This is a genomic window from Sphaerisporangium sp. NPDC088356, assembly GCF_040685555.1.
In the GTDB taxonomy this organism is placed as follows: domain Bacteria; phylum Actinomycetota; class Actinomycetes; order Streptosporangiales; family Streptosporangiaceae; genus Sphaerisporangium.
The window spans coordinates 32,140-56,826 of record NZ_JBFBIK010000028.1 but is presented as its reverse complement, the minus strand read 5'-3'; the positions used below and the strand labels follow the sequence as shown (position 1 = coordinate 56,826).

The window sequence follows — 24,687 nt, the reverse complement described above, 5'->3', positions numbered from 1 at the left end:
GCCGGAGAGATTTCCACATGACGCGACACTATTTTTTCATGTGTCATTCCGATCCCGTGGTCGCCGAATTGGTTCGCAGAGGAAACCGGGTCACCTACCTGACCGCGCAGAGCATGGCGGCCATAGTGGAAAAGACCGGCCGGCCCGACATGACCGTGTACGACACCTCTATCCTCATCGAGCAGTACCTGACGCGGACCGGCTGATGGGCGGGGCGCTCGAGTTCCGCGTCCTTGGACCGCTAAGAGTGTTCAAGGACGGTGCTGAGCTGCAGATCTGCGCGAACCGGGAGCTGGCGATCCTGGCGAGCCTGGTCCTGAACGCCAACCGCGTCGTCAGCGTCGACCGGCTGATCGAGACGGTGTGGGCGGGTTCCGCGCCGCGGAGCGCCTGGAGGCAGATCGCCATCTGCGTGTCGAGGCTGCGCCGGACGCTGGGTGCCGGCGCGATCGAGACGTCCAGTCCCGGCTACCTGCTGCGGGCGGGCGCCGACACCATCGACTGGCTCCAGTTCAGGGCGCTGGTGGCGCGGGCACGCGGCGAGGAGGCGGGGAGGGACAGGGAGGACACCGTCCAGCTGCTGCGCGAGGCGCTGGCGCTGTGGCGGGGGAACCCCTTCGAGGATCTCCGTGGCCTGCGCTACGACGTGGCGCGCATGGAGGAGTCACGCCTGGAGGCCATGGAGGCGTGCCTGGAGCTGGAGATCGAGCTCGGGCACCATCACGAGGTCATCCCGGAGCTGCTGGCCCTGGTGGCGGAGTGCCCGTTCCGCGAGCGGGTGCGGGCCCAGCTGATGCTGGCGCAGTACCGGGCGGGACGCCGGGCCGAGGCGTTGCGCACGTACCAGGAGACGCGCAGGTACCTGCTTGAGCAGATCGGCCTCGAACCGGGCCCGGCGCTGCGGCGGCTCCACGACCAGATACTCAGGGACGAGTCCGCGCTCATGCGGCCCCCGGCCCACAGGCCAGGCACGGGCCTGGTCGTCCCCTCCCAGCTGCCCCCGCAGGTCCTGCCGTTCGTGGGCAGGAACGAGGAGACGGTCGCGCTGGACGTGGCGATGCGTCCGGACCCGGGGGTCGCGGTGCCGGGCACGATGGTCGTGAGCGGCCCGGCCGGTGTCGGGAAGACCGCGCTGGTGCTGCGGTGGGCGCACAACCGGATCGACTGGTTCCCCGACGGCCAGCTCTTCGCCGACATGGGCGGGAACGGTGAGGGCCCGGCGCCGGAACCGGACGCGGTCGTCGACCGGTTCCTCAGGGCCCTCGGCGTGCCGGCCGCCGAGATCCCCTTGGACCAGGCCGAGAAGCTGGCCCTCTACCGCAGCTGGACCGCCCGGCGGCGGCTGCTGGTGGTGCTGGACAACGCCAGGGACAGCGAGCAGGTACGGCCGCTGCTGCCCGGCGGCGCGAACTGCCGGGTGATCGTCACCAGCGCCGATCCCCTCGACGAGCTCGTGGCCAGGCAGGGGGCGCACCGCGAGTTCGTGCGGCCACTGGCCGCCGAGGTGGCGAGGGAGCTGGCGGACATGCTCGTCGGCGCGGCGCACGCCCGGCTCGGTGCGCAGACGGTGACGGACCTCGTCGCCACCTCTTCAGGAAACCCCCTGTCCCTGCGCCTGGGCGCGGCCAGGATGTGCTCACGGGCGGGGCCCCGTCACGACCTGGCCAGGATCGCGGCCAGCGCGCCGGCCAGCTCGTCCTGCGACGCCTCCCCGCCGGGCGACCGCCAGCCGACGTGACCGTCCGGGCGGATCAGTACGGCGCCGGTCGCCGCCACGCCGTACTCGTCCGCCCAGGTGGGCGAGGTGAGCGGGGTGGAGCCGTCGGGGGAGATCTCGACGGTGGTGAGCGCGACGCCGTACTGGTGCGCCGCTTCCTTGGCGGGCTGGAGCCAGCCGCCGCCCGCCGGGGTCATGAGGGTGAAGCACGGGCCGAGCAGGTCGAGCGTGGACACCCGGCCCGCCTGCGCCGACAGCCAGACGTGCGGAGCCCGGTGACCTGGGCGGGCCGTCGGGACGTAGGTCCGGTAAGGATCGTCAGGCGCGGGCTCGGGCGTGCCGTCGGGAACCACGGCGTCCGACCGGTAGTGGAAGCCGAGGATCAGCCCTTCGGAGCTGCGGCGGCCGGCCTGCTGCTCGATCGAGTCCCGCATGGAGAGCCGTCCCCGCATCATGCGGAACGTGATGAGGGCGTTGACCAGGCTCTCCTCGACCGTCCGGCTCGCGATCGGACGGCGCTCGGCCTCGTAGGTGGCCAGCAGTTCCTGCCCGGCGGTCCCGCGGAGCACGGCGGCGAGCTTCCAGGCGAGGTTGTGCGCGTCCTGGATGCCGCAGTTCATGCCGAACCCGCCCTGCGGGGTCGCCACGTGCGCGGAGTCCCCGGCCAGGAAGACCGGGCCGTCGCGGAACCCGGTCGCGACCACGGCCTGCTGCAGCCACGGCATGACGCCGAGGATGCGGACGGGCAGGCCGGGGATGCCGACGGCCGAGCGGACGGCCGCCACGCACACGTCCTCGGTGAAGTCGTCCGCGCTCCCGCCCGCCGCCGGGTCGTACCCGGTCTGCAGCATCCACCGCCGCCGGTTGTCCACCGCCTCCACCGCGCACGGCGGGTCGCTGCGCAGGAAGGACAGCGCGGCCCGCCGGTCGGCGGGCAGGCCGCCGAGGTCGGCGTCGAACATGACGCTGATCATGTGGCCCATCGGGGGAGGCCCCTCGACCCCGATGCCGAGCCCGTCGCGGATGGTGCTGCGGCTGCCGTCCGCGGCCACAAGATACCGCGAGCGTACGAGCGTGCGGCCCTTCTCCGACTCGACGACCGTCTCCACGCCACTTGGGGTGGTTCGCGTCTCCGTCATGGCGGTCGCGAACCGGACCTCCGCCCGCGACTGCTCCTCGGCGTGCCGGCGGAGGATCACCTCGAGCAGGTCCTGGGAGCACAGGCAGGTGTACGTCGGGCTCTGCGGGGCGTCCTCCTGGATCGCCGCGGCGGCCCGGAGGAAGTCGGGGGCCGCCAGGGATGTGCCGACGCCCACCGCCAGGACGCCCTCGCGTGGCATGCCGGTGCGCTCGACCTCCTCCTGAATTCCCCAGGCGCGAAAGAGCTCCATGGTCCTGGTGGAAATGAGGCGCGCCTTCGGGAAAATCGACGTTCCCGGATGCTTCTCGACAAGGAGTGAGGATATTCCGTGCCGAGAGAGCTCAATGGACGCGGACAGGCCGACCGGGCCGCCGCCGACGATCAGAACTTCGACATCGAGCGTATCCATGGTGTCAGGGTGATATATGCCGTTATCTCAGTCAATGCAGAGATAACTCCATGATGCAGGCGTGATATCTCGCCCTAGTAGCTTTTCGAGCAGATCCCCAATTGTTTGATTCGCGGGCAAACCCCTGGAGGCGATGATGCTCTTTGCCGAAGGCTCCGTGGCCCTGGTGACGGGCGGGTCGCGCGGCATCGGCCGGGCCGTCGCGCTCGACCTGGCCAGGGAGGGCGCTCACGTCATAGTCAACTACGGCCGGTCCGAGCAGGACGCCAAGGACGTCGTGGCCCAGATCGAGAGCGAGGGCGGCGGCGCCACGGCCGTACAGGCGGACGTCACCGACGAGGACGCCGTGCGGCGGATGTTCCGGGGAGTGCGCTCCGACCACGGCCGGCTGGACGTGCTGGTGACCAACGCCGGCGTCACCCTCGACCGCTACCTCATCGCCATGAACCTCGACCAGTTCCGCCAGCCGATGGACATCAACGTCACCGGCACGTTCCTGAGCTGCCGGGAAGGCCTGCGGCTGATGCAACACCAGCGCAGCGGGGCGATCGTGACGATCTCTTCGAGCAGCGGGCTCGACGGCGGCTTCCCCGGCCAGACGAACTACGTGGCGTCGAAGGGCGCGATCATCGCCTTCACCAGGGCGCTGTCGAACGAGGCCGCCCCGCACGGGGTGCGCGCCAACGTCGTGGCGCCCGGCTTCGTCTCCACCGACATGACGCGCAAGGTGCCCACCGAGCTCAGGAAGCAGTACGAGTCGCGCATCCGGCTGGGCCGCATCGGGCGGCCCGAGGAGATCGCGTCGATCGTGAGCTTCCTCGCCTCGGACAAGGCGTCGTACATATCCGGCGCGGTGGTGGTCGCCCACGGCGGCGGCCTCTCGTGAGCCGTTCCCGCACCCTGAGCCGGACCAGAACCACAAGCCCGCCCCGATGCCCAAGGAGGATAGATGACCATCGATGAGCTCCGTGCGAAGGCCGCCGAGCGTCAGCAGACCTGCACCCAGATCAAGAAGATGATCGTGTCCCGGCTCGACCTGGAGATCCAGCCTGAGTGGATCACCGATGACCAACCGCTCTTCGGGCGCGGGCTCGAACTGGACAGCCTCGATGTCCTGGAGCTCTACGTCGCCATCGAGGCGGAGTTCGGCGTGGCGCTCTACGACAGCGAGATGGCCGTCTTCGGCTCGGTGTCCCGGCTCGCGGACGAGGTCAACCCCGCGTTACGGGCATCGGCATGACGCTCGACGTGGCGGCCGAGGTCGCGGCCGACCCCTCGGCGGGCACCACGGCCGCCACGCTGGCCGGCGCGGTGGCCGACACTGTGGCGCCCGTCATCTCGGGGCTGACGAACGACCAGATCCGCGAGGTGCTCCCGCACCGCTGGCCGATGCTCCTGCTCGACCGCGTGGGCAGGGTGGAGCCGGGCGTGAAGGGCACGGCCACCAAGAACGTCGCCGGGACCGAGCTGTGGTTCCAGGGCCACTTCCCGAGCGAGGCCGTGCTGCCCGGCGTGGTCATCGTCGAGGCGATGGCCCAGCTCGCCGGGGTGGTCTTCGCCCTCGCGGGTGCGAGCAGGATCAGCTACCTGGCGGGGGTCAGGTCGATGCGGTTCCGCCGGCCTGTCGTCCCGGGCGACCAGCTCGTCCTGTCCGCCGAGCGCACCGGGGGCGGCGGAGGCTTCGCCGAGTACCGGGTGTCGGCGCGGGTGGATGGCCACGTCGCCGCCGAAGGAAACCTCACGATCGCCGACCCGGCCGGCAACGTCTCCGTACGAAAGGTGTGAACCATGGCTACCGTCCTCGCGAACCTGCATCCGGAGGACACCGTTTACGGTCAGGTGGGCGACGCGTCCGTCCCGCTGCGCTTCTCCGCGGTCTCCGACGAGTACAAGGTGCTGAGGGAGCGCGCCGCCGTGCTCGACCTGAGCGGCCACAGCCTCATCGAGGTCACCGGTGACGGCGCCGTCGACTTCGCGCAGCGGGTGATCGCCCGCGACGTCGAGTACCTCACCTCAGAGCGCTGCATGATGAGCCTCGTCCTGGATGAGTCCGGCCAGGTCGTCGACCAGGTGCTGGCCTTCGGCCGGGAGAACGGCATGCTGCTGGAGAGCTCCTGCGGCGCCGGCACGCGCCTCCTCGCGCACCTGAGGGAGCACAACGACGAGGGCGTCGAGATCACCGACCGCTCGGAGGAGCTGACGGTCCTCGGCCTGGAGGGCCCCTACGCCTGGGGCGTGGTCGGCCGGCTGATCGACGGCGAGCTGGCCTCGCTGCCGTTCGAGTCGGTCGTGGACACGAACTGGGGCGACACCGAGATCATCTTCGCGCGGACCGGTTTCACCGGCGAGTACGGCTACCAGATGATCGTGCCGCGCGAGGCGGCCCCCGAGCTGTGGGCGCAGGCGGTCGAGCACGCCGGGGCGGCGGGGCAGGAGGCCCTGGAGCTGGCGATGCTGGAGGTCCGCCAGCCGATACCGCGCCACGAGGCCACCGACGGGACCTCGGTGATCGAGATCGGCGCCAACTGGCTCGTCGACGTCACCAAGGACGAGTTCATCGGCAAGGACGCGGTGCTCAAGGCGCTGGAGTCCGGCCAGGGACGCCGCACCGTCGGCTTCAGCGGCGGGGCGTCCGTCCCCGCGCCGGGAGCCAGGGTGCTGGCCGGCGGGCAGGACGTCGGCGAGGTGGTGCACGCGGTGCACAGCGTCGGCCTCGGCACGACGCTCGGCCTCGCGCGGGTCGACGCCGACCTCGCCGCCGCGGGACTGGAGTTCACCGTGGACGACGCCGAGGTCACCACGCTGACCAGCCCCTACATCGTTCCCAAGAGCTGGAGCATCCCGATCATCTGATCCGCGTCGATCGTCTGATGAGGAGACAAGCATGGCGCTGCGGCCCGTCGTCGTCACCGGCCTGGGAGTCATCTGTGCCATCGGCCGCGATCCCGCGGAGTTCTGGCAGCGGCTCATGTCCGGCCAGGGTGGCCTCACCCCGGTCGAGGACGAGACCTTCGCGGTGTTCGAGGCACGGCACGCGGGCCAGGTTCCCGACGAGTGGATCTCCGGGCAGCTGCCGGACTCCGACGCCGCCCTGGACCGCACCGCCCGGCTCGCCCTCATCGCGGCTCGCCAGGCGGTCGAGCAGGCGGGGCTGACGGACGACGACCTCGACCCCGACCGGTTCGGGATCATTCTCGGCAAGTGCCAGGCGACCCCCGACGCGGCGGGGCGCTACCAGCCCATGCACCGCACCGAGGACGTGGTCGCCGGGCGGCTGGGCATGCGTGGGCCACGCATTCTGGTGTCGACCGCGTGCGCGGCCGGCGGCAACGCCGTCGGCCTCGCCAAGGACAAGATCCTCACCGGCGAGGCCGACGTGGTCCTCGCGGGCGGGGTGGACCCGCTGCTCTTCGGAACCTACGCGGGGTTCGCCGGGCTGAAGGCCCTCAGCACCGGCCCCTGCCGCCCGTACAGCCACTCCGACGGGCTCAACCTCGGCGAGGGGGCGGCGTTCCTGCTGCTGGAGCCGCTGGACCGGGCGCTCGCCAGGGGTGCCACGCCGCTGGCCGAGGTCGCGGGGTACGGGCTGTCCGCGGACGCCTACCACGCGACCGCGCCGGACCCCACCGGGCGGGGCGGGGCGAGCGCCATGCGGCGCGCGCTCGCCGACGCCGGGCTGACCCCGGACGACGTCGGCTACGTCAGCGGTCACGGCACCGGAACCCCGGCCAACGACACGATGGAAGCCAAGGTCATGCGGGTGGTGTTCGGCGAGCGGGCGGGGCAGGTGCCCACGAGCAGCATCAAGTCGTTCGTCGGGCACACCCTGGGCGCCGCGGGCGCGGTGGAGGCGGTCGCCAGCGTGCTGGCGCTGCGGCACGGCACCGCGCCGCCCACCATCGGCTTCGCCGACGACGCCGTGCCCGGTGACCTCGACTTCGTGCCCAACGTGGCCAGGGAGATGGCCATCGACACCGTCGTGTCCAACAACTACGCGTTCGGCGGCAACAACGTCTCGCTCGTGCTCACGACGCCTCGGGGCGAGCGGGGCCACGACGAGCTGCCGCGGCGCGAGGCCGTGATCACCGGCCTCGGGCCTGTCAGCGGCCTCGGCGTCGGCATCGGCGAGGTGACCGAGGCGGTCGTCGCCGGCCGCCAGGCCCTCGGGCGGTCTCCCTCCCTGGACGGCAGGACGTTCGCGCCGCGCTCGCTGTGGCGGCACATGAACAACCTGTCCCGCATGGCGATCGCCGCGTCCCGGCTCGCCTGGGAGGACGCGGAGCTCAAGCTGCCGAGGAAGGACCTGGACAACGTCGGGCTGGTGTTCGCGACCGGCGCCGGGTCGGCCGAGAGCACGGGCGGCTTCGACGACAGCATCGCGGCCGACCCGAACAAGCCGGCCGTGCTCAGCTTCTCCAACGTCGTGCTGAACGCCACGGGCGGCGCGGTCTGCCAGACCCTGGGCCTGCGCGGGCCGACCACCACGATCTGCAACGGCGGGGCGTCGGCCTCGATCGCCCTGGACTGCGCACTCGAGATGATCAGGGCGGGCAAGGCGGACGTGGTGCTCGTGGTCGCGGCCGACGAGACGGTCGCGGCCGTCCCGAAGGACGCCGCGGTCTCCCCGTACGACAGCTGGCCCACCGGCACGGTGCCCGGGTCGGCGTCGGTCGCATTCGTGGTGGAGTCGGCGGAGCACTGCGCGGGGCGCGGCGGGCGGCCCTACGCCCGCGTCCTCGGCACCAGCCACGCCGGCGCCGGCGGGGACGACGGGCGCGAGCCCATCGCGCGCGGTCTCACCCGCCTCCCGCAGGCCCGTCCCGACCTGGTGGTCGGCGCGGGCACCGGCGGCTCGCACGACGCCGAGGAGGCCGCCGCGGTGCTGGAGGCCGCGCCGGGCGCCGTGCTCACCACCTCTGCCGGGGCCACCGGCGACTGCCAGGCCGCGACCGGGGCGATGAACATCGCCCTGGCGGCACTGGCGATCCGCGACGGGATCGCGCCCGCCCTCACCGGCCTCGCGTCCCCGCACGTGGGCGACCTCGACTCCTACGTCACCAAGCCCAACCTGCCCGACCCGGTCGGCCAGGCGCTCGTGCTCACCTCAGCACCCGAATCCGTCCGGGGCGCCGTCCTGCTGGGGGCGCCATGACCGGACCGAGCGAGGCCGCCGGTGGTCACGGGGCAGGCGCGGGAAGCCTCATGACCGGCACCCCCTTCGACGTGACGGAGACCGACCGGCTGCTCACCACCACCCGGTCCGTGCGGCGCCGGCTCGACCTCGACCGGCCGGTGCCCCGCGAGGTCGTGGAGGAGGCGCTGGAGGTCGCCGTCCAGGCCCCGACCGCCAACAACCACCAGAACTGGCGCTGGCTCGTGATCGGCGATCCCGCCGTCAAGGAGAAGATCGCCGAGCTGACCCTGACGTCCTGGCAGTTCCACAGGAACGACATGTGGACCAACGCAGGCAGGCGCAGGAACAACAGCCAGGCGCGCAGGAACTACGAGTCTGCCGAGGCGCTCGTCGAGACGATCGCGCGGGTGCCCGTCCTGGTCATCCCGTGCGTCCTCGGCAGGCCGCCGGACGTCGCGGCCATCAACGCCGCGTGGGACGACCGGATGTCCGGCAAGGACGCCGACGACCCGGGGCACCTGGTGCGGCACGGCTGGATGCGGGCGAGCATCTTCTACGGCTCGATCTTCCCGGCCGTCTGGTCGTTCCAGCTCGCGCTGCGCAGCCGGGGGCTCGGCAGCACGATCACCTGCATGCACGTACCCCACGAGCGGCAGGTAGGCGAGCTGCTCGGGATCCCGACCGGGGTCACGCAGGTCTGCATGATCCCGGTCGCTTACACGGTGGGCACGGAGTTCCGCCCGGCCGATCGATACAGCGCCAAGGAACGCACGTACTGGGAGAGGTGGGAGGCATGACCGTCGACTACGCCGACGTCGTCATCGTCGGAGGTGGCATCTCGGGCGCGTCGGCGGCCTGCAGGCTGGCCGCCGGCGGGCTGTCGGTCGTGCTGCTCGAAAAGCAGGAGACCTACAAGGACCTGGTGCGCGGCGAGTGGCTCGCCCCCTGGGGCATCCGCGAGGCCCAGCGGCTGGGGGTCTACGACTGCTTCTCGGCCGGTGGCGGCTGGGAGATCCGCGAGTGGATGACCTGGGACGAGGCCGTCTCCGGCGAGGAGGTGGAGGCGGTGGACATGACCCGCTTCATCCCCGGCATCGGTGGGCCGCTGTCGTTCCCGCACCACGCCGTCTGCGAGCTGATGGCCGCGCAGGCCGTGGAGAGCGGGGCCCGGCTGGTCATGGACGCGGCCCGCATCGGCGTCACCGCGGGCGCCGAACCGGTGGTGACCTACCAGACCCCCGAGGGCGAGCACGAGATCAGGGCCAGGATGGTGCTCGGCGCCACCGGGCGCGGCTGCACCGTCGGCCGTCAGATCGGCATCACGATGCGCAACTCCATGCACCACTGGGGCGGCGGCATGATGGTCGAGGGCATGGACGGGTGGCCCGCCGACGTGCAGGCCATGGGCACCTCGGGCGACGTCATGTTCATGGTCTTCCCCCAGGGGTACGGCCGGGCGCGCCTCTACCTGAACTTCCCCACGGTGAACAAGCACCGCTATCGCGGGCCCGGCGGCGTGGAGCGCTTCCTCGCCGCCTTCGAGCTCGAATGCCTGCCCGACCGGGGCAAGGCGGTGACCGAGGCCATCCCCGCCGGGCCGCTCTCGGTGTGGCCGTCGGTGTCCAGCGTCCCAGAAGGGCCGCCGCTGAGAGAGGGCGTGGTCCTGATCGGCGACGAGGCCGGAAACGCCGACACGGTGCTCGGCACCGGGCTGTCGTGCGCCATGCGGGACTCAAGGACCGTCTGCGACATCCTTCTCGCCGGCGACGACTGGTCGCCGGCGGCGTTCGACCCCTATCTGGAGGAGCGGGCGTTCCGCCTGGAGCGCCTGGACTTCGGCGCGTCGATCATCAGCAGGCTGCACGTGGAGTTCGGTGAGGCCGCCGTCGAGCGACGGCGCCGGGTCCGCCGGCTCATGGCGAAGAACTTCGCCGCGCAGGTGACCGGGCTGCTCAACATGGTCGCCCCCGAGGACGTACCCGAGTTTGGCTTCAGCGAGTTCTTCGCTGAGCGGCTGTTCAGGGAGACGGCATGAACGAGAAGAAGACGGCGCGGGTCAACGACGTCGACATCGCCTACGTCGACGAGGGCGAGGGCGACCCCGTCATCCTGCTCCACGGCTTTCCCGACTCCTCCTACCTGTGGAGAAACCAGATACCAGCGCTGGCCGAGGGCGGCTTCCGGGTCATCGCGCCGGACCTGCGGGGATTCGGCGACTCCAGCAAACCGCAGGAGATCGAGGCCTACGGGATGCAGACCATACTCAACGACGTCGTCGCGCTGACCCTCAAGCTCGGCATCCGCAAGCCGCACATCGTCGGTCACGACTGGGGGGCGGCCATCGCGTGGATGTACGCCTTCCTGATGCCGCGCAGGGTCGACCACCTGGCCGTGCTGTCGGTGGGGCACCCGGGCGTCTTCGCCAACCCGTCGATCGAGCAGCGGGCCGCCTCCTGGTACATGCTCTTCTACCAGTTCCCCGGCGTCAGCGAGGAGCTGCTGCGCCGCAACGGGTGGCGGCTGTTCAAGGAGATCATGGGCAGGGACGGCGACTACGACCGCTACCTGCGCGACCTGGCCAGGCCCGGCGCCCTGACCGCCGGGCTGAACTGGTACCGGGCCAACCGGTCGCCCGAGGCCGAGCTGCGGCCCGCCAGGCCGTTCCCGCCGGTGCTGTCGCCGACGCTCGGCATCTGGTCCTCCGGGGACAAGGCCCTGCTCGAAGAGGGCATGTCGGCGTCCGGCAAGTACGTCAAGGGGCCGTGGCGCTACGAGCGTATCGAGGACGCCGGCCACTGGATCCCGCTGGACGCCCCCGACCAGGTCAACAAGTTGCTCCTCGGCTTCCTCGGCACCGAGCGGGCCGCCACTGACGAAAGGCGCCCTCGGCGACGGCTGTAGGCGGAAGGGGGTGGGCTCATGCTTGGCTATCTGTTCCCCGGACAGGGCACCGTCCGCGTCGGGATGGGCGCGTGGCTGCGCCGCAGGCCGGCGGCGCGCGACCGGCTCGACGAGGTCGACGACCTGCTGTCGCGGCCGATCTCCCCGGTGTGCGCGCGGGGGCCGCTGGAGCGGCTGGTGGCGACCGAGCACGCGCAGGTCGCGGTGACCGCGTGCAACCTCGCCGCGCTCGCCGTGCTGTCGGAGGAGGGGTTCGAGCCGGGCGTGGTCGCCGGGCACAGCGTCGGCGAGCTGAGCGCCCTGCACGCGGCCGGCGTGCTCGGCCTGGCCGACACCGTCCGCCTGGTGGAGCTGCGGTCCCGGCTGATGGCCGGCGTCGGCGTCATCGGGGGGATGCACGCGGTCATGGGCCTGCCGGTCCCGGAGGTGGAGGAGCTGGCAGCCGAGGCGGGCACCGACGACGAGCCGCTGGTGGTGGGGCTGGAGAACGCGCCCGGCCACGTGGTCGTCTCCGGCGCGCTTCCCGCCCTCGAACGGCTGGGGGCGATCGCGTCCGGCGCGCGCAAGATCGTGCCACTCCAGGTGGGCAACGCCTTCCACTCACCGCTGATGGCCGCGGCCGTACCCGGCTGGGCCGAGGCGGTGCGCGCCGCGCCGATGAGCCCCCCGCGCGTCCCTGTGGTCCCCAACGTCACCGGCGAGCCCACCACCGACCTGGAGGTGATCAGGGAGGCCCTGGTCGCCCAGCTCACCGGGCGGGTGCTGTGGACGCGCACCGTGGCCGCCGTGGACGAGATCGCCCCGGGCGTCGAGGTGGGCGACAGCAAGGTCCTCGCCGGGCTCTCCCGGCGCGCCGGCGCGCGCTGCCTGAGCATGGCGGACCCGGCCACGCTCCGGCGCCTGCCGAGGGAGCGGGCGGCATGAACCGGTGGGGGAGCGCGATGGTCGGCTTCGCCGGGCTCTCCAGGCCGGAGGAGCTGGTCGGCGACATGCGGCTGGAGGAGGTCTACACCCCGGCCGAGCGCCTGCGGTCGGGGTCCGGCCGCTCGCTCCAGCACTGGGCCGGCCGCCTGGCCGGCAAGTACGCGGTCCTGCGGCTGCTCGGCGTCCCGCCGACGGCCGAGCACCTCGGCCAGGCCGAGGTGCTGCCCCGGCCCACCGCCAACTGCGCGAGGACCGCCGCGTGCCACGCAGGGCACCCGCCCGCCGTACGGCTCGGCGGGGCGCTGGCGGCCGCGGCCGAGCCCGGCCGGCAGATCCGGCTCTCGCTCAGCCACACCTCCGGCCGGGTGCTCGCGGTGGCGGTCGCCTCGGGGCGGCTGCCCGAAGACGAGATCGGCGGGGACTGACATGGACGTGAGGAAGATCGCGCAGGAGCACCTGGAGGCCTGGCAGGCCGGTGACGCCGCCGCCGTGGCCGCGTCGGCCGCCTCCTACAGCGACCCGGACTCCGGCGGCGCGCTGAGCGGGGACGCGCTGGCCGCGCACGCGGCCGAGGTGCTGGCCCGCTTCAAGCAGCTCCGCTTCCTGGTCGACCGCGTGACCGGCGACGAGGAGGCGGCCACCCTCTGGTGGACGCTCCAGGCCGACCACCGCGCCCCCTACCTGGGCATGCCCGCGGTCGGCGGGGCCGTCAGCGTCACCGGCACCGATCTGGTGACCCTCGGCGAGGACGGCGTGCACGTACGGCGGTGCTTCGATCGGCTCGCGGTCGCCGATGCGCTGGGCTACTCGGCGCGGTTCGTGCCGGAGGCCGACGAGGTGCGGGAGTTCGGCACCAGCGCCCGGGCCACCGCGGGGCGCACGGAGCGGCCCGGGGCCCTGACGCTGACCTGGCTGGAGATCCGCGACGACGCGGAGGCCGCCGACGTGGACCTGCTGAGCGTGGAGATCGTCAAGTCCCTGAGCGCCTCCAAGGGCTTCCTCGGCGTGGCCACCTTCGACATCGGGGACCGCAAGTTCACCCTGAGCGCGTTCGACCGCCCCGAGTCCGTCCGCGCGGTGCACGCGAGGCCGCACCAGCGGGCGATGCGCCGCTTCTTCAAGAGCGGGCTGTGCACCCGGGCGTTTACCAGCGTCTGGCTTCCCTCCGCCGTACGCGACTACGCCCGCTGCCCCGAGTGCGAGGGCGTCGTGAAGGCCGGGGAGGGCGCGGCCTGCGGCTGCGGGTGGGTTCCCGAAGACGTCTCCCTACTGTGACTGGAGCAGCCATGTCCGATTTCACCACCGAGCACAGGCTCGGCGACGGCACCCGGCCGGCCGTGGTGTTCATGTCCGCGCTGTTCGCCGGTGGCTGGATCTGGGACCACCCCTTCCGGCACCTTTCGGCGGCCGGCTGGGGGGTCCTGCGCACCAACGAGGCGATCTGCGCGCTCGACCGTCAGGTCGCCGGATCCATCGAACGCCTCGGCGACGCGCTGCTGGAGGCCTGCGACGCCGCCGGGGTGGGGGACGTCATCGTCTGCGCCAACTCGCTCGGCGGCCTGGTGGCGATCGACCTGGCCGGCCGTCGACCCGATCGGGTGCGGGGCATCGTCGTGAGCGGCGCCCCCGGCCTCACCGCCGACCCCGACGTCGGGCTGAGCTTCGACCGCAGGGGGAGCGTGCGGCCCGTCGGCGAGGAGTTCGGCGACCGCATGATGGCCGCCCTGTTCCACAGCGAGGAGCGCTTCTTCACCGACGAGCGGATGGAGGAGGTCGGGGCCATGCTCCTCCAGCCCTCCGCCATGGTCAGCATGGCCCGCAGCCTCAAGGCCACCCGCAAGTACCAGGTCAAGCCGGCGCTGGACAAGGTGGCGACCCCGTCGAAGTACATCTGGGGCCGGCACGACCGGATGACCCCGGTCGACCCGTGGCTGACCGTGCTCGCGGAGTACCCCGAGGCCGAGGTGGTGGTCGTCGAGGACAGCGGGCACATCCCGATGATCGAGCGTGCCGAGGAGTACACCGCCCACCTGGAGCCCTTCGTCACCCGCTGCGCCCAGGTCCCGGCATGACCTCGCCGGTGCTGATCGGTGTGGACATCGTGGAGGCCGACCGGCTCGCCCGGGCGGCCGGCCGCGGCGGGGCGGTGTTCAGCGGCCACATCACCACGCCCGCCGAGCGGGAGCTCGGCACCGGCGAGGAGGCGTTCCCCGTCAAGGAGAGCTTCATCAAGGCCGTGGGAGGCCGCCCGCCCGGGTTCAGCTGGCACGACTTCGAGGCCCTGGCCGAGCGGCCCGCCGGGTGGACCGGCCGGCTGCTCGACGAGGCGGCCGAGGAGCTGACCGCCTCGACCGGCCTCACGCTGACCGGCGGCGCGACCTACGCCGTACGCGGTGCCTGCCGCCGCGCCGCCCTCGTACGGCTCGCGTCACACCAGGCCCCCATGGAAGGCGCGGTGGCGGGCGCGGCCCGGTGGGGGCACAGCGCAGGGCTGCTCGTCTCATTGGCGATCGTCTTCGTCGACAGGAAGGGGGAGTGATGTCCCTTGTGAGGTCGGTCCAGCCCGGTGAGTCCATCCAGCGGGCGCTCGACGAGGCCGGACCCGGCGCGCGGATCCAGCTCGCGGAGGGCACCTACGCGGGGAGCGTGTGGATCAGGCACGGCGGCGTGACGCTGAGCGGCATGGGCCAGGGGCGGACCCTGCTGGTCCCCGGCGACGCACCGCCGCCGGACGTCCCCCGCCTCCACGACGCGTCCGAGGACGTCGTCAGCGGCGTGAGCGTGCACGGTGAGGGCGTCGGCGACGTCACGATCGACGGGCTGACGGTGAGCGGGTTCTCCGGCGCGGGCGTCTACGCGCACTCGGTCGAAGGCCTGGCGGTGAAGGACGTCGAGGCCAAGGACAACGCGGTCTGGGGCATCTACGTCCGCGAGTCCACCCGCTGCGAGGTGGTGGGCTGCCGGGCGTCGGGCAGCCAGTACGGCGGCATCGCGCTGAGCTTCTGCCCGAAGGCCGAGGGGCGGATCGCCGGGAACGAGACCTTCGCCAACGCCTTCGGCATCTTCGTCGACAACTCCTCCGCGGCCCGGGTCGTGCGCAACATCAGCCACGGCAACGCGATCGGCATCATGCTGCTGAATCAGACCTACGAGGGCGAGCCAGACGGCGGCGTCCGTGACTGCCTCGTCGCAGGCAACGAGATGCGCGGCAACGGGCTGGCCAGCGGCGCCGAGCCCGACGGGCTGGGCGCGGCCGGCCCGCCGATCTCCGGGGTGGGCCTCGCGCTGATCGGGACCCACCGCGTCAGCGTCGTGGACAACCTGATCCACGACAACCACCCGAGCGGCGAGTCCGTCATGGGCGGCGCGTTCGTCCTCGGCTCGTCCAAGGACTGGGGAGGCGATGAGGCCGTGGACAACCACATCCTGTGGAACCAGGTCACCGGCAACAGCCCGCTCGACTTCCAGATCGACGCCGACCTGGACCGGCAGACCTTCGCCGGCAACCTGGCGGACAAGGGCGTCCCCGAGGACGCGGGCGGGTGGCGACGATGACCACGGCAGTGCCCCCGATGCCGGCCATGTCCTGCGCGGGCCTGAGCAAGAAGTACGGTGACGTCGTCGCCGTCCAGGACGTCGGCTTCTCCGTCGCCCCCGGCGAGGCCTACGGGCTGCTCGGCCCCAACGGCGCGGGCAAGACCACGACGATCGGCATGCTCGTCGGGCTGCTGCGGCCGGACACCGGCACCGTGCTGGTGGGCGGCACCGACCTCGCCGCCGACCCGATGAAGGCGAAGTCGAAGATCGGCTACGTGCCGCAGGAGATCGCCCTCTACCCCGAGCTGACCGGCCGGGAGAACCTGCGCTTCTTCGGCAGGCTCTTCGGCCTGCCGCACCGCGCGCTCGTCAAGCGCATCGACGAGGTGCTCGAACTGGTCGGGCTGTCCGACCGGGCCGACGGCAAGCTGGACACCTACTCGGGCGGCATGAAGCGGCGGATCAACATCGGCGCCGCGCTCCTGCACGAACCCGAGGTGCTGATCCTGGACGAGCCGACCGTCGGCGTCGATCCGCAGAGCCGCAAGGCCATCCTCGACGGCGTGGAGCGGCTCGTCGCCGGTGGCATGGCCCTGCTGTACACCTCCCACTACATGGAGGAGGTGGAACGGGTCTGCGACCGGGTCGCGATCATCGACCACGGCAGGATCGTGGCCGACGGCACCCGCCACGAGCTCGTCTCCATGGTCGGCAGCGCGGACAAGATCGAGCTGACGCTCGACGGGGACGTGGACGTCGCCTTCGCGAAGCTGCGGACCGTGGAGGGCGTCATCGAGGCGGTCAGGACCGGCACCGGCTCGGTACGGCTGATCGCCGAAGGCGGCAGGTACCTGCTGCCCGCGATCATCACCGCCGTCGACGGCATCGCCACCGTGACCGCCGCCGAGGTCATCGAACCCGACCTGGAGGCCACCTTCATGCACCTCACCGGCAGCACCCTGCGGGACTGACCATGCTGAGATCGCTTCTTACGGTAAGCGCCCTGGAGCTGCGCACCCGGCTGCGCGACGGGACCGCCCTGGTGATCGCGCTGATCGTCCCCGTGGCCCTGGCGACCCTGTTCGGCCTCGCCCTCGGCGGGGACGACCCGCCGCTCCGGGCCACCGTGGGCTTCGTCGACCTGGACGGCGGGGAGTTCCCCGCCAGCGTGCGCAAGGAGGTGATGGCCACCAAGGAGCTCCAGGGCACGCTGACGCTCCGCGACCTGCCCAGCGCGCAGGAGGCGCGGAAGTCGCTCGACGCCGGGGACATCGGGTCGGCGATCGTGTTCCCCCAGGGGTTCAGCCGCAGCGTCGGGGCCGGTGACGGCGGCGAGGTGAACGTGCTCACCTCGGCGGAGGCCCCGCTCGCCGGCGTGGTGGCCAACGCCATCGTGGACCACATCTCCGCGCTGGTGGACGCCCGTACCCTCGCGGTCCGCGCGTCGCTCCAGGCAGGGGTGCCCGGCGACCAGGTCAAGGAGTTCGTGGAGCGCAACGGCGCGGCGGGACCCGCGCTGACCCTGACCAACGACCCCATGGCCGGCGGCAAGGTCGACCTGTCGGTCTACTACGGCTCCGGCATGGCGGCGCTGTTCGCCTTCTTCGTGGTGGGCGCGTCGTTCAGGAGCCTGCTCACCGAGAGGAAGCAGGGCACCCTCAACCGGATGCTGGCGGCGCCGATCCGGCCGTGGGTCCCGATCGTGGGCAAGGCGGTCGTCGGGTTCGCGCTGGCGGTGGTCAGCGTCTGCGTAACCTGGGCCTCCTCGGTGCTCATCTTCGGCTCGACCTGGGGCGACCCGCTGGCGGTGTTCACGCTGCTGGTCGCGCACGTCCTTGCGGCCACCGCGATCACCATGCTGGTGGCGAGCAGGGCCAGGACGGACGCCCAGGCCGACGGGGTGATCATGGTCATCTCGTTCGTGGCCGCGTTCTTCGGCGGCAGCCTGGTGCCGATGTACAACCTCCCCGACGTGCTGCGGAAGGTCGCCCTGCTCACTCCGAACGGCTGGACCTCGACGGCGCTGACCGGGCTGGCCGGCTCCGGCGGCGGCCTGGTCACGGTGGCCGTCCCGATCGCCGTCCTCTGCGCGATCGCGCTCGCGGCGAGCGGCCTGGCCGCACTCGGATTCAGGAAGGGGCTGCTCATATGACGGCACGTCCGATCGCGGGCCGGCTGAGGCCGCGTCCGGTCCTGGCGCTGGTAGCCGCCAACCTGCGCCGTCACTCCCGGGACAGGGTCGGCCTGTTCTTCATCGTGATCATGCCGTTCGTCACCATCGTCTTCGTCGGGATGGCGCTCGGCGGCGGCGCGACCGGAGCCTCCAGGCTGCCCGTCGGGGTGGTCGCCCACGGCACCGACCCGGTCACCGGCGCCGTCCTGGACGAGCTGCGCAAGCACCCCGACCTCGCGATCACGCCGGTGGACACCAAGGACGACCTGCGGTCGGCCGTCCGGGAGGGCTCCCTGGCGGCGGGCCTGGTCATCCCGGCAGGGTCGACGAAGTTCGAGCTGGTCATGACCCAGGCGAACGGCAGCGGCATGGCGGCGCGCAGCGCCGTCGACGTGGCGATCGGGAAGGTGGCCGCCGTGGTGGAGGCCACCCGGGCGGCGAGGACGGCCGGCGCGTCCCCGCAGCAGGCCGAGGAGTACGTGCGCGAGGCGCAGGCCCAGTCGGGCCGCGTCGCCGTGGTGTCGTCCGGCACGACGAGCGCCCATCCGCGTGGGTTCGCCTACACGGCCCCGGCCAACCTGCTGCTCTTCACCTTCATCAACTCCATGGCCGTCGCCGCCGCCCTGGCGGAGAGCCTCAGGCTGGGGATGATCCAGCGTTCCCTCACCGCGCCCGTCCGGCGGAGGTCGGTGCTCTTCGGGGAGGCGCTGAGCAGGTTCATCGTGGCCGTCGCCCAGGCGGTCCTGATCATGGTGGTGAGCACCGCGGTGTTCGGCGTCTCGTGGGGCGACCCCCTTGGAGTCGCGGCCGTCGTCGGGGTGTTCGCGCTCGTGGCCACCGGCGCCGCGATCCTGGTCGGCACCCTGGTGCGCTCGTCGCAGCAGGCCCCGGCGATCGGCCCGCCCCTCGGCATCGTGCTCGGCATGCTGGGCGGCTGCCTGTGGCCCAAGGAGGCCGCGGGAGAGCCCCTCAACACGATCGGCCACTTCTTCCCGCACGCCTGGGGCATGGACGCGCTGCTCACCCTGTCGAAGCCGGGCACGGGCATCGGCGCGGTCGTCCTCCCGGTCGCCGTGCTGGCGGGGATGGCGGCCCTCCTGCTCGGCCTCTCGCTGGTGCTGTTCGGCCGCCGTACCCGGACGCTCACCTGATCCGCCATCCGTATGTTGCACACCGGCCGTGACAAGACAACGAGGGGGAGTTCATGAAGACGATGGCCAGATTACTCGCGGGCACGACGCCGGTCGGCGCCGACCATGTGAGAGACGTGTATCGCTACGCCGCGAGAAAGGGCTCGATCGAGGCCCTGGAGGTGGCGGCGGCGGATCTCGGCATCGGGATCCACGAGATGCAGGAGGCGGTGGACCACCTCGTCGCCAGCCGCCTGCTGCGGACGGAGGACGGCGCGGGCCGGCGGTTCGTCCCGGTCGATCCGGAGGTCGCGACCGCGTCGCTGGTCTCCTCGGTCGAGCGCGAGATGTACCAGCGCCGCGAGCTGATCGACCAGATCCGCGAGCGCATCGACGTCTTCCGCCAGGACGACGCCGGTTCCGGCGGGCAGAGCTCGGGGTCCACCTCCATCGAGTACCTCGTGGGGTCCATGGAGGTCAGGGGCTTTTTGAAGATGGCGGGCGACGCGTGCCGCGACGAGGTGCTCATCCTGCAGTCGAGCAAGAGCGACGCCGAGGAGCTCTCGCCGGCCTACCTCCCGCTGCTCGGGCGGGGGATCACCGTGCGCATCATCTGCCAGCACCGCGACCGCGCGGACCTCTCCACGCGGATGAAGATCAAGAAGCTGACGGACGCGGGCGCGGCGGTGTGCACCACCAGCCACATACCGAGGTCCGCGGTCGTCTTCGACCGGTCGCTGGTGGTCCTGTTCGGCCTGTCCGACGGGGAGACCAACGTCGCCCGGGTGCACAACCACGGGGTCGCCCAGTTCTTCCTGGACCTGTTCGACCATCTGTGGGACGGGGCGACGCCCCTGGAGGGCGTGGAGTCCGGGTACGCCAACGTGGCCGACGACCTCCTCCAGGCCATCGCCGGGCTGATGGCCAAGGGCTACACCGACGAGATCGTCGCTCGCAAGCTCGGCATGTCGGTCCGCAGCTGCCGGCGTCACATCGCCACGCTCATGCGCGACCTCGACGCGACGAGCCGGTTCCAGGCCGGGGTCCAGGCGGCCCGCAGGTTCTCGGCGAACATCACATGATGGCGCCCGCGTTCGCTCGTCCGGCCCTGTCCGCCCGGCGACATCGGGTGTCATCGCGCGCGCCGCGTCCTGCCCTCCGAGGGCGCGCCGCGATGCCACCGGCGGCAGAGGTCACCGCGCGCCCTGCATCGCGACGGCCACGCCGGCCAGGCCCTCGGCCCGGTCGCAGACGAGCTCGATGCCGCGCACCAGCTCCTCCATGTCCATGCCGGGGTCCAGGCACATGCGGATGGAGCTGTTCGCGTCCTCGGGGCCGACCCCGATCGCCGTGAGCACGGGCGAGGGCTCCTGGGACGCCGAGTTGCACGCCGACCCGGTGGACAGCGCCACGGAGTGCAGGCTCGCCACCAGGCTCTCGCCGCGCACCCCGGGCAGGACGAGGTTCAGGATGTGGGGCACCCCCGCGTGGGGGCACCCGTTCAACCGCACGCCCGGCATGCGCGCGGTGAGCAGTCGCAGCGCCGTGTCCCGCAGCCGCGTGACCCGCTCCCAGTCGGCGTCGAGCCGGCGCAGCGCCAGCTCGCACGCCTTGCCCAGGCCCACCACCAGGTGGGTGGGTACCGTCCCGCTGCGCAGCTCGTACTGGCCGCCGCCGTAGGTGGTCGGGTGCAGGCGGCGGCGGATCTCCGGCCGCACGTACAGGGCGCCGATCCCCTTCGGCCCGCGTATCTTGTGGGCCGAGATCGAAAGGGTGTCCATCGCCGCGTCCGCCACGCTGATCGGGATCCGGCCGGCGGCCTGGGCGCCGTCGACGTGCAGCAGGCACCCGGCGGCGTGGCCGAGCGCGGCCATCTCCGAGACGGGCTGGATCGTGCCGATCTCGCTGTTGACCCAGGCGACCGTCGCCACCCGGGAGTGGACGTCGAGGAGCCCGGCGAAGCCGGCGAGATCCACCAGCCCGTCCGGGCGCACTTTCATCGTGCGGATGTCGATCCCCCTGCTGCCCAGCGCCCGGCCGATCGCGAGAGACGACTTGTGGTCGGTCGGGCAGAACAGCGCGTTGACCGGCGCGCGGTCGGCATGCGCGAACATCCCCAGCAGCGCGATGTTGTTGCTCTCGGTCGCGCCGGAGGTGAGGACGATGCTCTCGGGGGCGGCGCCGAGCAGCGCCGCCACCGACTCGGTGGCGGCGTCCACGGCCCGGCGGGCCCGCTTGCCGAGGACATGCGGCGACGACGGGTTCCCGAAGTCGTCCCTCAGGTAGGGCAGCATCGCGTCGAACACTTCGTCGTCCACGCGAGTGGTGGCACAGTTGTCCAGATAGATGACCTTCATTGTCCCGTTCCGTCACCGTCGGTGTTTCGCCTGCGCTGCCGGGTGCGTCAGCTGCGGAAGGTGCTGACCGTCACGAGCTTCGAGTAGATCTCGTCGGTGGACATCTCGCCGCTCCCGCCGGGGTCGGCGATGACGACGAGCATTCCCGGCAGCCGGTAGAGGTTGAGCGCGATGTCGACGCCCGTCTGTACGGGCGCGAGGCACTCGCCCGGCGCGAAGATGACGATGGCCCGGTAGCCGGCGCGGTAGACCTCCGAGATCATCTCGGTGATCTCGCCCGCGCATCCGGTGATGCCACAGCTGATCAGCGTGCGGTAGTTCCCCTCCGGGTCGAGGAAGGCCACCTCGGTGTCGTTCCTGGCGGAGTCGAGGACGCGCTTCTCCAGCAGCCCCTGCTTGACGAACTTGTCGGCGGCCTTCTGGAAGCGGTACTTCAGCCACGTCTCGGGGAACGACAGCGCGTGCTTGCGGCTCGAAAGGACCCGGTCCGGCGAGAGGCCGGAGTTGCGCAGGACCTTCTCGTACTCGGCGGGCAGCCGGGTGAACTCCTCGAAGAACTCGGCCCGCAGCTCGCTCGCGGGACGGCCCGCCGCCGGCACGTACTGCCAGTCGTTGATCAGCAGGAGCAGCCGTACGTCGTCGCAGGTCTCCGAGTAGGACTTGAGCAGGTCGACCGACATCGTCCAGCTGTAGCCGGGGAAGATCCCGACGCGGCCGGCGATCCTGCGCCGCATGGTGTCGGACTTCTGCTCCTCGATGACCCCGGGCACGAGCCGGCCGGAGGTCTCGTCCTCGAAGAGCATGAAGTGGCCACCCATGATGACCAGCTTGTCGAGGTCGAAGGCCGACAGTTCACGGTCGAGCGCCCGCCGGAGCTCCTGCTCCGAAGCGACCAGCTGGTGCGTCTTGGAGACACCGTTGGAGGGGCGGTCCGCGAGAGCGTCATTCATGTGAAACCACTCCGTCTTGCTCAAGTTCTGGGTTGGGGTAGAGGGCCCGATCGGGGTGATCGGGGTGATCGGGGTGAGCCGGGCGGCCAGCGCGCGTAGCGGCCGGGCACTGGTGAGCTGGTGGACGGAGATGCCTTCCCACCCATGGCCGGCGAGCGCGGCCAGCACCCCAGGGATCCGCAGGGCCCTTCCCCCGGCGGCCGTGTAGCTGCCGGACAGGTCGACGTCATCGAGCCCGTTCACCTGCCGCACGACGGCCGCCAGGATCCGCTCGGCCTCGCCCATCGGGGTGGCGGCCTCGTCTCCTGCGGCCTCGTCTCCTGCGGCCTCGATCCGGCCGAGGCCGGCCAGGTCGTCCCCGGCCGGCGGCGGGGGCGCGAAACCCGCCAGCCGGGCGACGTCGCTGATCCGCAGGTCCGCCGACGGGTCGTCGTGCGCCTGGAACACGGCCTCGTAGCCCCGTAGGAACCGCTCCATGGCATCGGCGTCCATCACCGTGGAGACGGCCTTGAGCGTGACGACGACGGCGTCCCGCCACTCGTCGATGCGGAAGTAGGTGTCGCCGCCGTGGTGAGCCCAGCCAGACGGCGTCGCGCTCCAGGTGAACTTGGTGCGCCTGGCCTTGGTGTCCCGGGACGCCTGCTTGATGAAGTTCAGCTCCGACCCGATACGCACGTCCTGGCCGCGCCGCGAGCTCTCGCGTGACACCAGCTCGACGACCTCGTCATAGGGGACGTAGGAGTTGGCCTGCGCCCGCTCGAAGTGCCGCGCGACGCGCCGCAGCAGCTCCGTGAAGGTGGGGTCGTCGTGGCAGTCGACCCGCATCAGCAGGGGCGAGAACATGCAGGTCATCACGTCGGAGTACTGGCCTGAATCGCGATTGCTGGTGAAGGAGAGGTGGCCGACCGTGCCGCTGCCGGTGTAGGCGGCCATGAGCATGGTGTAGGCGGTCACGTGGACCAGCGACGGCCACGCCTGGTGCCGGGCGCCGATGCGGCGGCTGGCGTCCAGCATCGACGGCGAGGTGAGCGTCGCGCCGCGTGCGGACGGCTCGGCGTCGTGCACGCGCCTCGCGCCGAACGTGTCGGCCGGCAGCTTCGAGATCTCCTCTCTCCAGAAGGCCATGGCGCGTCCGGCCATGGCGGCGGCCTCCGGCGAGGACTCGTACCGGGTGAGATCCATCGGCTGGTGGCGCACCGGCTCCAGGGCGGCGGGCCGCCGGGAGCTGAAGCCGGCGCACTGGACCTTGAGCTCACGCTTGATCTGCCGGACCGTCCAGACGTCGACCGCCAGGTGGTTCAGCACCAGGACGAGCTGCTTCGGAACGCCGCCCGTGGTGATGACGCAGGCGCGTATCGGCCATTCGGTGGAAAGGTCGAATTCGGTGGTGGTGAGCTTTTCCACGACCTCGCCCGGTGCGGCCGTGCCGTCCCTTTCCGTGGTCACCTGAATGACCGGGACGGCGGCCGGAGAATGCACCCGCTGCCGCGGGTCGCCGTCACCGTCGAGGTGATATGTGGTGCGCAGCGCCTCGTGCCGGCGGGTCAGGTAGTTGACCGCCGTCCGGCAGTGCGCGAACGTGACGTCGTAGGGCATCTCCAGGTGCAGGACGATGTGCGTGTCGTGTCGCTCCCGCGGCGGCAGCTGGTGATATCTCAGCCACATGTAACGCTGGCCCCAGCAGAGATTGGCGTTCTTGGCAGCGGACAACTCAGCCTCCAACAGTCGGTCGCGACACCCACTCCGCACGATTGCGCAGTTCGCCGGTGGTGCGACTCACCGGTCGCCGGATCGACAGCGCTTCTCAGGATAGTTGCATGCGATTGAGAATTGGCGTTTCAGGAGGGCGTTACAACGACGGGGCGGTGTCATCTTCAGGAACGTGACAACCTGCCACCGGAGCGGTCCTTTTTAAATGAACGACTCGCTTGACCGTACCCCCGCGCCCGGCGAGCCTGGGTGGGGCAACATTTCTCGATGTCGTCCGATGCGCTGGGCCCTCACTGCGAGGTGGCACGATGACCATGGTTGAAATAGAAATACCTCACGAGTTCCAAAATATCCTCCGGCCCCATTTGCCTTATGCAGAATCCGGTGACCTCTCCCCGTTCGACGACCTCGCCGGGCTCGGCCTCGACTCGATGGGCGTCGTCCAGCTGCTGGTCGCACTGGAGGACGGCTACGACATCGAGCTTCCCGACGACATCCTCGACGAGGAGACGTTCGCGACCGTCGGCTCGCTCTGGCGGGCGCTCTCGGCGCTGGTGGCCACGAAATGAGCGGCGGGTGGCACCCCGGCCGGCCACGAGCGTGA

General features: G+C 71.4%; 24 protein-coding genes. 21 read left to right on the top strand and 3 right to left on the bottom strand.

Translation table 11 applies throughout. The features are described from left to right. Positions 1-17: 17 nt before the first annotated feature. A complete protein-coding gene (locus tag AB0O34_RS13625) occupies positions 18-206 on the top strand; it encodes a hypothetical protein (protein WP_363915657.1) in 189 nt (62 codons plus the stop codon). Then, positions 206-1,738 (top strand): BTAD domain-containing putative transcriptional regulator, encoded by a 1,533-nt coding sequence (locus tag AB0O34_RS13620; RefSeq protein WP_363915656.1) that lies wholly within the window; start codon positions 206-208, stop codon positions 1,736-1,738. Before AB0O34_RS13625 ends, AB0O34_RS13620 begins: the two co-directional genes overlap by 1 nt. Here AB0O34_RS13620 and AB0O34_RS13615 read toward each other — a convergent pair. Then, a complete protein-coding gene (locus AB0O34_RS13615) occupies positions 1,654-3,267 on the bottom strand; it encodes an FAD-dependent monooxygenase (RefSeq protein WP_363915655.1) in 1,614 nt (537 codons plus the stop codon). The two genes, AB0O34_RS13620 and AB0O34_RS13615, sit on opposite strands and share 85 nt — an antisense overlap. A 136-nt stretch (positions 3,268-3,403) precedes the next feature. Here AB0O34_RS13615 and AB0O34_RS13610 point away from each other — a divergent pair, with 136 nt between their 5' ends. The 18 genes from AB0O34_RS13610 to AB0O34_RS13525 all read left to right on the top strand — a co-directional run bounded on the left by AB0O34_RS13610 (position 3,404) and on the right by AB0O34_RS13525 (position 20,148). After that, positions 3,404-4,153, top strand: a complete 750-nt coding sequence (locus tag AB0O34_RS13610) for a 3-oxoacyl-ACP reductase family protein (protein ID WP_363915654.1) — start codon at positions 3,404-3,406, stop codon at positions 4,151-4,153. A gap of 63 nt (positions 4,154-4,216) precedes the next feature. After that, the gene (locus AB0O34_RS13605; RefSeq protein WP_363915653.1) at positions 4,217-4,507 is read left to right on the top strand and encodes a phosphopantetheine-binding protein; all 291 of its coding nucleotides are present in this window, start codon (positions 4,217-4,219) and stop codon (positions 4,505-4,507) included. Next, entirely contained in the window at positions 4,504-5,052 is a 549-nt protein-coding gene (gene fabZ / locus AB0O34_RS13600; protein ID WP_363915652.1) for a 3-hydroxyacyl-ACP dehydratase FabZ, read from the top strand. Before AB0O34_RS13605 ends, fabZ begins: the two co-directional genes overlap by 4 nt. 3 nt (positions 5,053-5,055) lie before the next feature. Continuing rightward, positions 5,056-6,120 carry a glycine cleavage T C-terminal barrel domain-containing protein gene (locus tag AB0O34_RS13595; protein ID WP_363915651.1) on the top strand — a complete coding sequence of 355 codons (1,065 nt, stop codon included), beginning with the start codon at positions 5,056-5,058 and terminating at the stop codon, positions 6,118-6,120. A gap of 31 nt (positions 6,121-6,151) precedes the next feature. After that, positions 6,152-8,419: a beta-ketoacyl-[acyl-carrier-protein] synthase family protein gene (locus AB0O34_RS13590; RefSeq protein WP_363915650.1), complete on the top strand. Its 2,268-nt coding sequence runs from the start codon at positions 6,152-6,154 to the stop codon at positions 8,417-8,419. Between the two features lie 50 nt (positions 8,420-8,469). After that, positions 8,470-9,198, top strand: coding sequence for a nitroreductase family protein (locus tag AB0O34_RS13585; RefSeq protein ID WP_363915649.1), 729 nt, complete (start codon positions 8,470-8,472; stop codon positions 9,196-9,198). Beyond that, the gene (locus AB0O34_RS13580; protein ID WP_363915648.1) at positions 9,195-10,436 is read left to right on the top strand and encodes an FAD-dependent oxidoreductase; all 1,242 of its coding nucleotides are present in this window, start codon (positions 9,195-9,197) and stop codon (positions 10,434-10,436) included. Before AB0O34_RS13585 ends, AB0O34_RS13580 begins: the two co-directional genes overlap by 4 nt. Next, complete coding sequence (locus AB0O34_RS13575) at positions 10,433-11,302, top strand: alpha/beta hydrolase (protein WP_363915647.1); 870 nt, start codon at positions 10,433-10,435, stop codon at positions 11,300-11,302. The genes AB0O34_RS13580 and AB0O34_RS13575 overlap by 4 nt, the downstream gene beginning before the upstream one ends. 18 nt (positions 11,303-11,320) lie before the next feature. Next, positions 11,321-12,226: an ACP S-malonyltransferase gene (locus AB0O34_RS13570; RefSeq protein WP_363915646.1), complete on the top strand. Its 906-nt coding sequence runs from the start codon at positions 11,321-11,323 to the stop codon at positions 12,224-12,226. Further along, positions 12,223-12,651: a phosphopantetheinyl transferase gene (locus AB0O34_RS13565; RefSeq protein ID WP_363915645.1), complete on the top strand. Its 429-nt coding sequence runs from the start codon at positions 12,223-12,225 to the stop codon at positions 12,649-12,651. The genes AB0O34_RS13570 and AB0O34_RS13565 overlap by 4 nt, the downstream gene beginning before the upstream one ends. A gap of 1 nt (position 12,652) precedes the next feature. Then, a complete protein-coding gene (locus AB0O34_RS13560) occupies positions 12,653-13,501 on the top strand; it encodes an ester cyclase (protein ID WP_363915644.1) in 849 nt (282 codons plus the stop codon). A gap of 11 nt (positions 13,502-13,512) precedes the next feature. Next, the gene (locus AB0O34_RS13555) at positions 13,513-14,298 is read left to right on the top strand and encodes an alpha/beta hydrolase (protein WP_363915643.1); all 786 of its coding nucleotides are present in this window, start codon (positions 13,513-13,515) and stop codon (positions 14,296-14,298) included. Continuing rightward, a complete protein-coding gene (locus tag AB0O34_RS13550) occupies positions 14,295-14,765 on the top strand; it encodes a hypothetical protein (protein WP_363915642.1) in 471 nt (156 codons plus the stop codon). The genes AB0O34_RS13555 and AB0O34_RS13550 overlap by 4 nt, the downstream gene beginning before the upstream one ends. Further along, entirely contained in the window at positions 14,765-15,781 is a 1,017-nt protein-coding gene (locus AB0O34_RS13545) for a right-handed parallel beta-helix repeat-containing protein (RefSeq protein ID WP_363915641.1), read from the top strand. The genes AB0O34_RS13550 and AB0O34_RS13545 overlap by 1 nt, the downstream gene beginning before the upstream one ends. Then, the gene (locus AB0O34_RS13540) at positions 15,778-16,734 is read left to right on the top strand and encodes an ABC transporter ATP-binding protein (RefSeq protein WP_363915640.1); all 957 of its coding nucleotides are present in this window, start codon (positions 15,778-15,780) and stop codon (positions 16,732-16,734) included. Before AB0O34_RS13545 ends, AB0O34_RS13540 begins: the two co-directional genes overlap by 4 nt. Before the next feature lie 2 nt (positions 16,735-16,736). Continuing rightward, complete coding sequence (locus tag AB0O34_RS13535; RefSeq protein WP_363915639.1) at positions 16,737-17,915, top strand: ABC transporter permease; 1,179 nt, start codon at positions 16,737-16,739, stop codon at positions 17,913-17,915. Then, positions 17,912-19,087 (top strand): ABC transporter permease, encoded by a 1,176-nt coding sequence (locus tag AB0O34_RS13530; RefSeq protein WP_363915638.1) that lies wholly within the window; start codon positions 17,912-17,914, stop codon positions 19,085-19,087. Before AB0O34_RS13535 ends, AB0O34_RS13530 begins: the two co-directional genes overlap by 4 nt. A gap of 53 nt (positions 19,088-19,140) precedes the next feature. Continuing rightward, entirely contained in the window at positions 19,141-20,148 is a 1,008-nt protein-coding gene (locus AB0O34_RS13525; protein ID WP_363915637.1) for a hypothetical protein, read from the top strand. A gap of 111 nt (positions 20,149-20,259) precedes the next feature. Here AB0O34_RS13525 and AB0O34_RS13520 read toward each other — a convergent pair whose 3' ends face one another. Then, positions 20,260-21,423 (bottom strand): cysteine desulfurase family protein, encoded by a 1,164-nt coding sequence (locus AB0O34_RS13520; RefSeq protein WP_363915636.1) that lies wholly within the window; start codon positions 21,421-21,423, stop codon positions 20,260-20,262. A gap of 47 nt (positions 21,424-21,470) precedes the next feature. Next, positions 21,471-24,083, bottom strand: coding sequence for a condensation domain-containing protein (locus tag AB0O34_RS13515; RefSeq protein ID WP_363915635.1), 2,613 nt, complete (start codon positions 24,081-24,083; stop codon positions 21,471-21,473). A gap of 365 nt (positions 24,084-24,448) precedes the next feature. On the opposite strand from AB0O34_RS13515, the gene AB0O34_RS13510 reads away from it, so the two are divergent. After that, complete coding sequence (locus AB0O34_RS13510) at positions 24,449-24,652, top strand: phosphopantetheine-binding protein (RefSeq protein WP_363915634.1); 204 nt, start codon at positions 24,449-24,451, stop codon at positions 24,650-24,652. Positions 24,653-24,687 lie beyond the last annotated feature (35 nt).

Coding starts and splice junctions, on each gene's coding strand:
- AB0O34_RS13625 (WP_363915657.1), top strand. CDS start 18: ATGACGCGACACTATTTTTTCATGTGTCATTCCGATCCCGTGGTCGCC.
- AB0O34_RS13620 (WP_363915656.1), top strand. CDS start 206: ATGGGCGGGGCGCTCGAGTTCCGCGTCCTTGGACCGCTAAGAGTGTTC.
- AB0O34_RS13615 (WP_363915655.1), bottom strand. CDS start 3,267: ATGGATACGCTCGATGTCGAAGTTCTGATCGTCGGCGGCGGCCCGGTC.
- AB0O34_RS13610 (WP_363915654.1), top strand. CDS start 3,404: ATGCTCTTTGCCGAAGGCTCCGTGGCCCTGGTGACGGGCGGGTCGCGC.
- AB0O34_RS13605 (WP_363915653.1), top strand. CDS start 4,217: ATGACCATCGATGAGCTCCGTGCGAAGGCCGCCGAGCGTCAGCAGACC.
- fabZ (WP_363915652.1), top strand. CDS start 4,504: ATGACGCTCGACGTGGCGGCCGAGGTCGCGGCCGACCCCTCGGCGGGC.
- AB0O34_RS13595 (WP_363915651.1), top strand. CDS start 5,056: ATGGCTACCGTCCTCGCGAACCTGCATCCGGAGGACACCGTTTACGGT.
- AB0O34_RS13590 (WP_363915650.1), top strand. CDS start 6,152: ATGGCGCTGCGGCCCGTCGTCGTCACCGGCCTGGGAGTCATCTGTGCC.
- AB0O34_RS13585 (WP_363915649.1), top strand. CDS start 8,470: ATGACCGGCACCCCCTTCGACGTGACGGAGACCGACCGGCTGCTCACC.
- AB0O34_RS13580 (WP_363915648.1), top strand. CDS start 9,195: ATGACCGTCGACTACGCCGACGTCGTCATCGTCGGAGGTGGCATCTCG.
- AB0O34_RS13575 (WP_363915647.1), top strand. CDS start 10,433: ATGAACGAGAAGAAGACGGCGCGGGTCAACGACGTCGACATCGCCTAC.
- AB0O34_RS13570 (WP_363915646.1), top strand. CDS start 11,321: ATGCTTGGCTATCTGTTCCCCGGACAGGGCACCGTCCGCGTCGGGATG.
- AB0O34_RS13565 (WP_363915645.1), top strand. CDS start 12,223: ATGAACCGGTGGGGGAGCGCGATGGTCGGCTTCGCCGGGCTCTCCAGG.
- AB0O34_RS13560 (WP_363915644.1), top strand. CDS start 12,653: ATGGACGTGAGGAAGATCGCGCAGGAGCACCTGGAGGCCTGGCAGGCC.
- AB0O34_RS13555 (WP_363915643.1), top strand. CDS start 13,513: ATGTCCGATTTCACCACCGAGCACAGGCTCGGCGACGGCACCCGGCCG.
- AB0O34_RS13550 (WP_363915642.1), top strand. CDS start 14,295: ATGACCTCGCCGGTGCTGATCGGTGTGGACATCGTGGAGGCCGACCGG.
- AB0O34_RS13545 (WP_363915641.1), top strand. CDS start 14,765: ATGTCCCTTGTGAGGTCGGTCCAGCCCGGTGAGTCCATCCAGCGGGCG.
- AB0O34_RS13540 (WP_363915640.1), top strand. CDS start 15,778: ATGACCACGGCAGTGCCCCCGATGCCGGCCATGTCCTGCGCGGGCCTG.
- AB0O34_RS13535 (WP_363915639.1), top strand. CDS start 16,737: ATGCTGAGATCGCTTCTTACGGTAAGCGCCCTGGAGCTGCGCACCCGG.
- AB0O34_RS13530 (WP_363915638.1), top strand. CDS start 17,912: ATGACGGCACGTCCGATCGCGGGCCGGCTGAGGCCGCGTCCGGTCCTG.
- AB0O34_RS13525 (WP_363915637.1), top strand. CDS start 19,141: ATGAAGACGATGGCCAGATTACTCGCGGGCACGACGCCGGTCGGCGCC.
- AB0O34_RS13520 (WP_363915636.1), bottom strand. CDS start 21,423: ATGAAGGTCATCTATCTGGACAACTGTGCCACCACTCGCGTGGACGAC.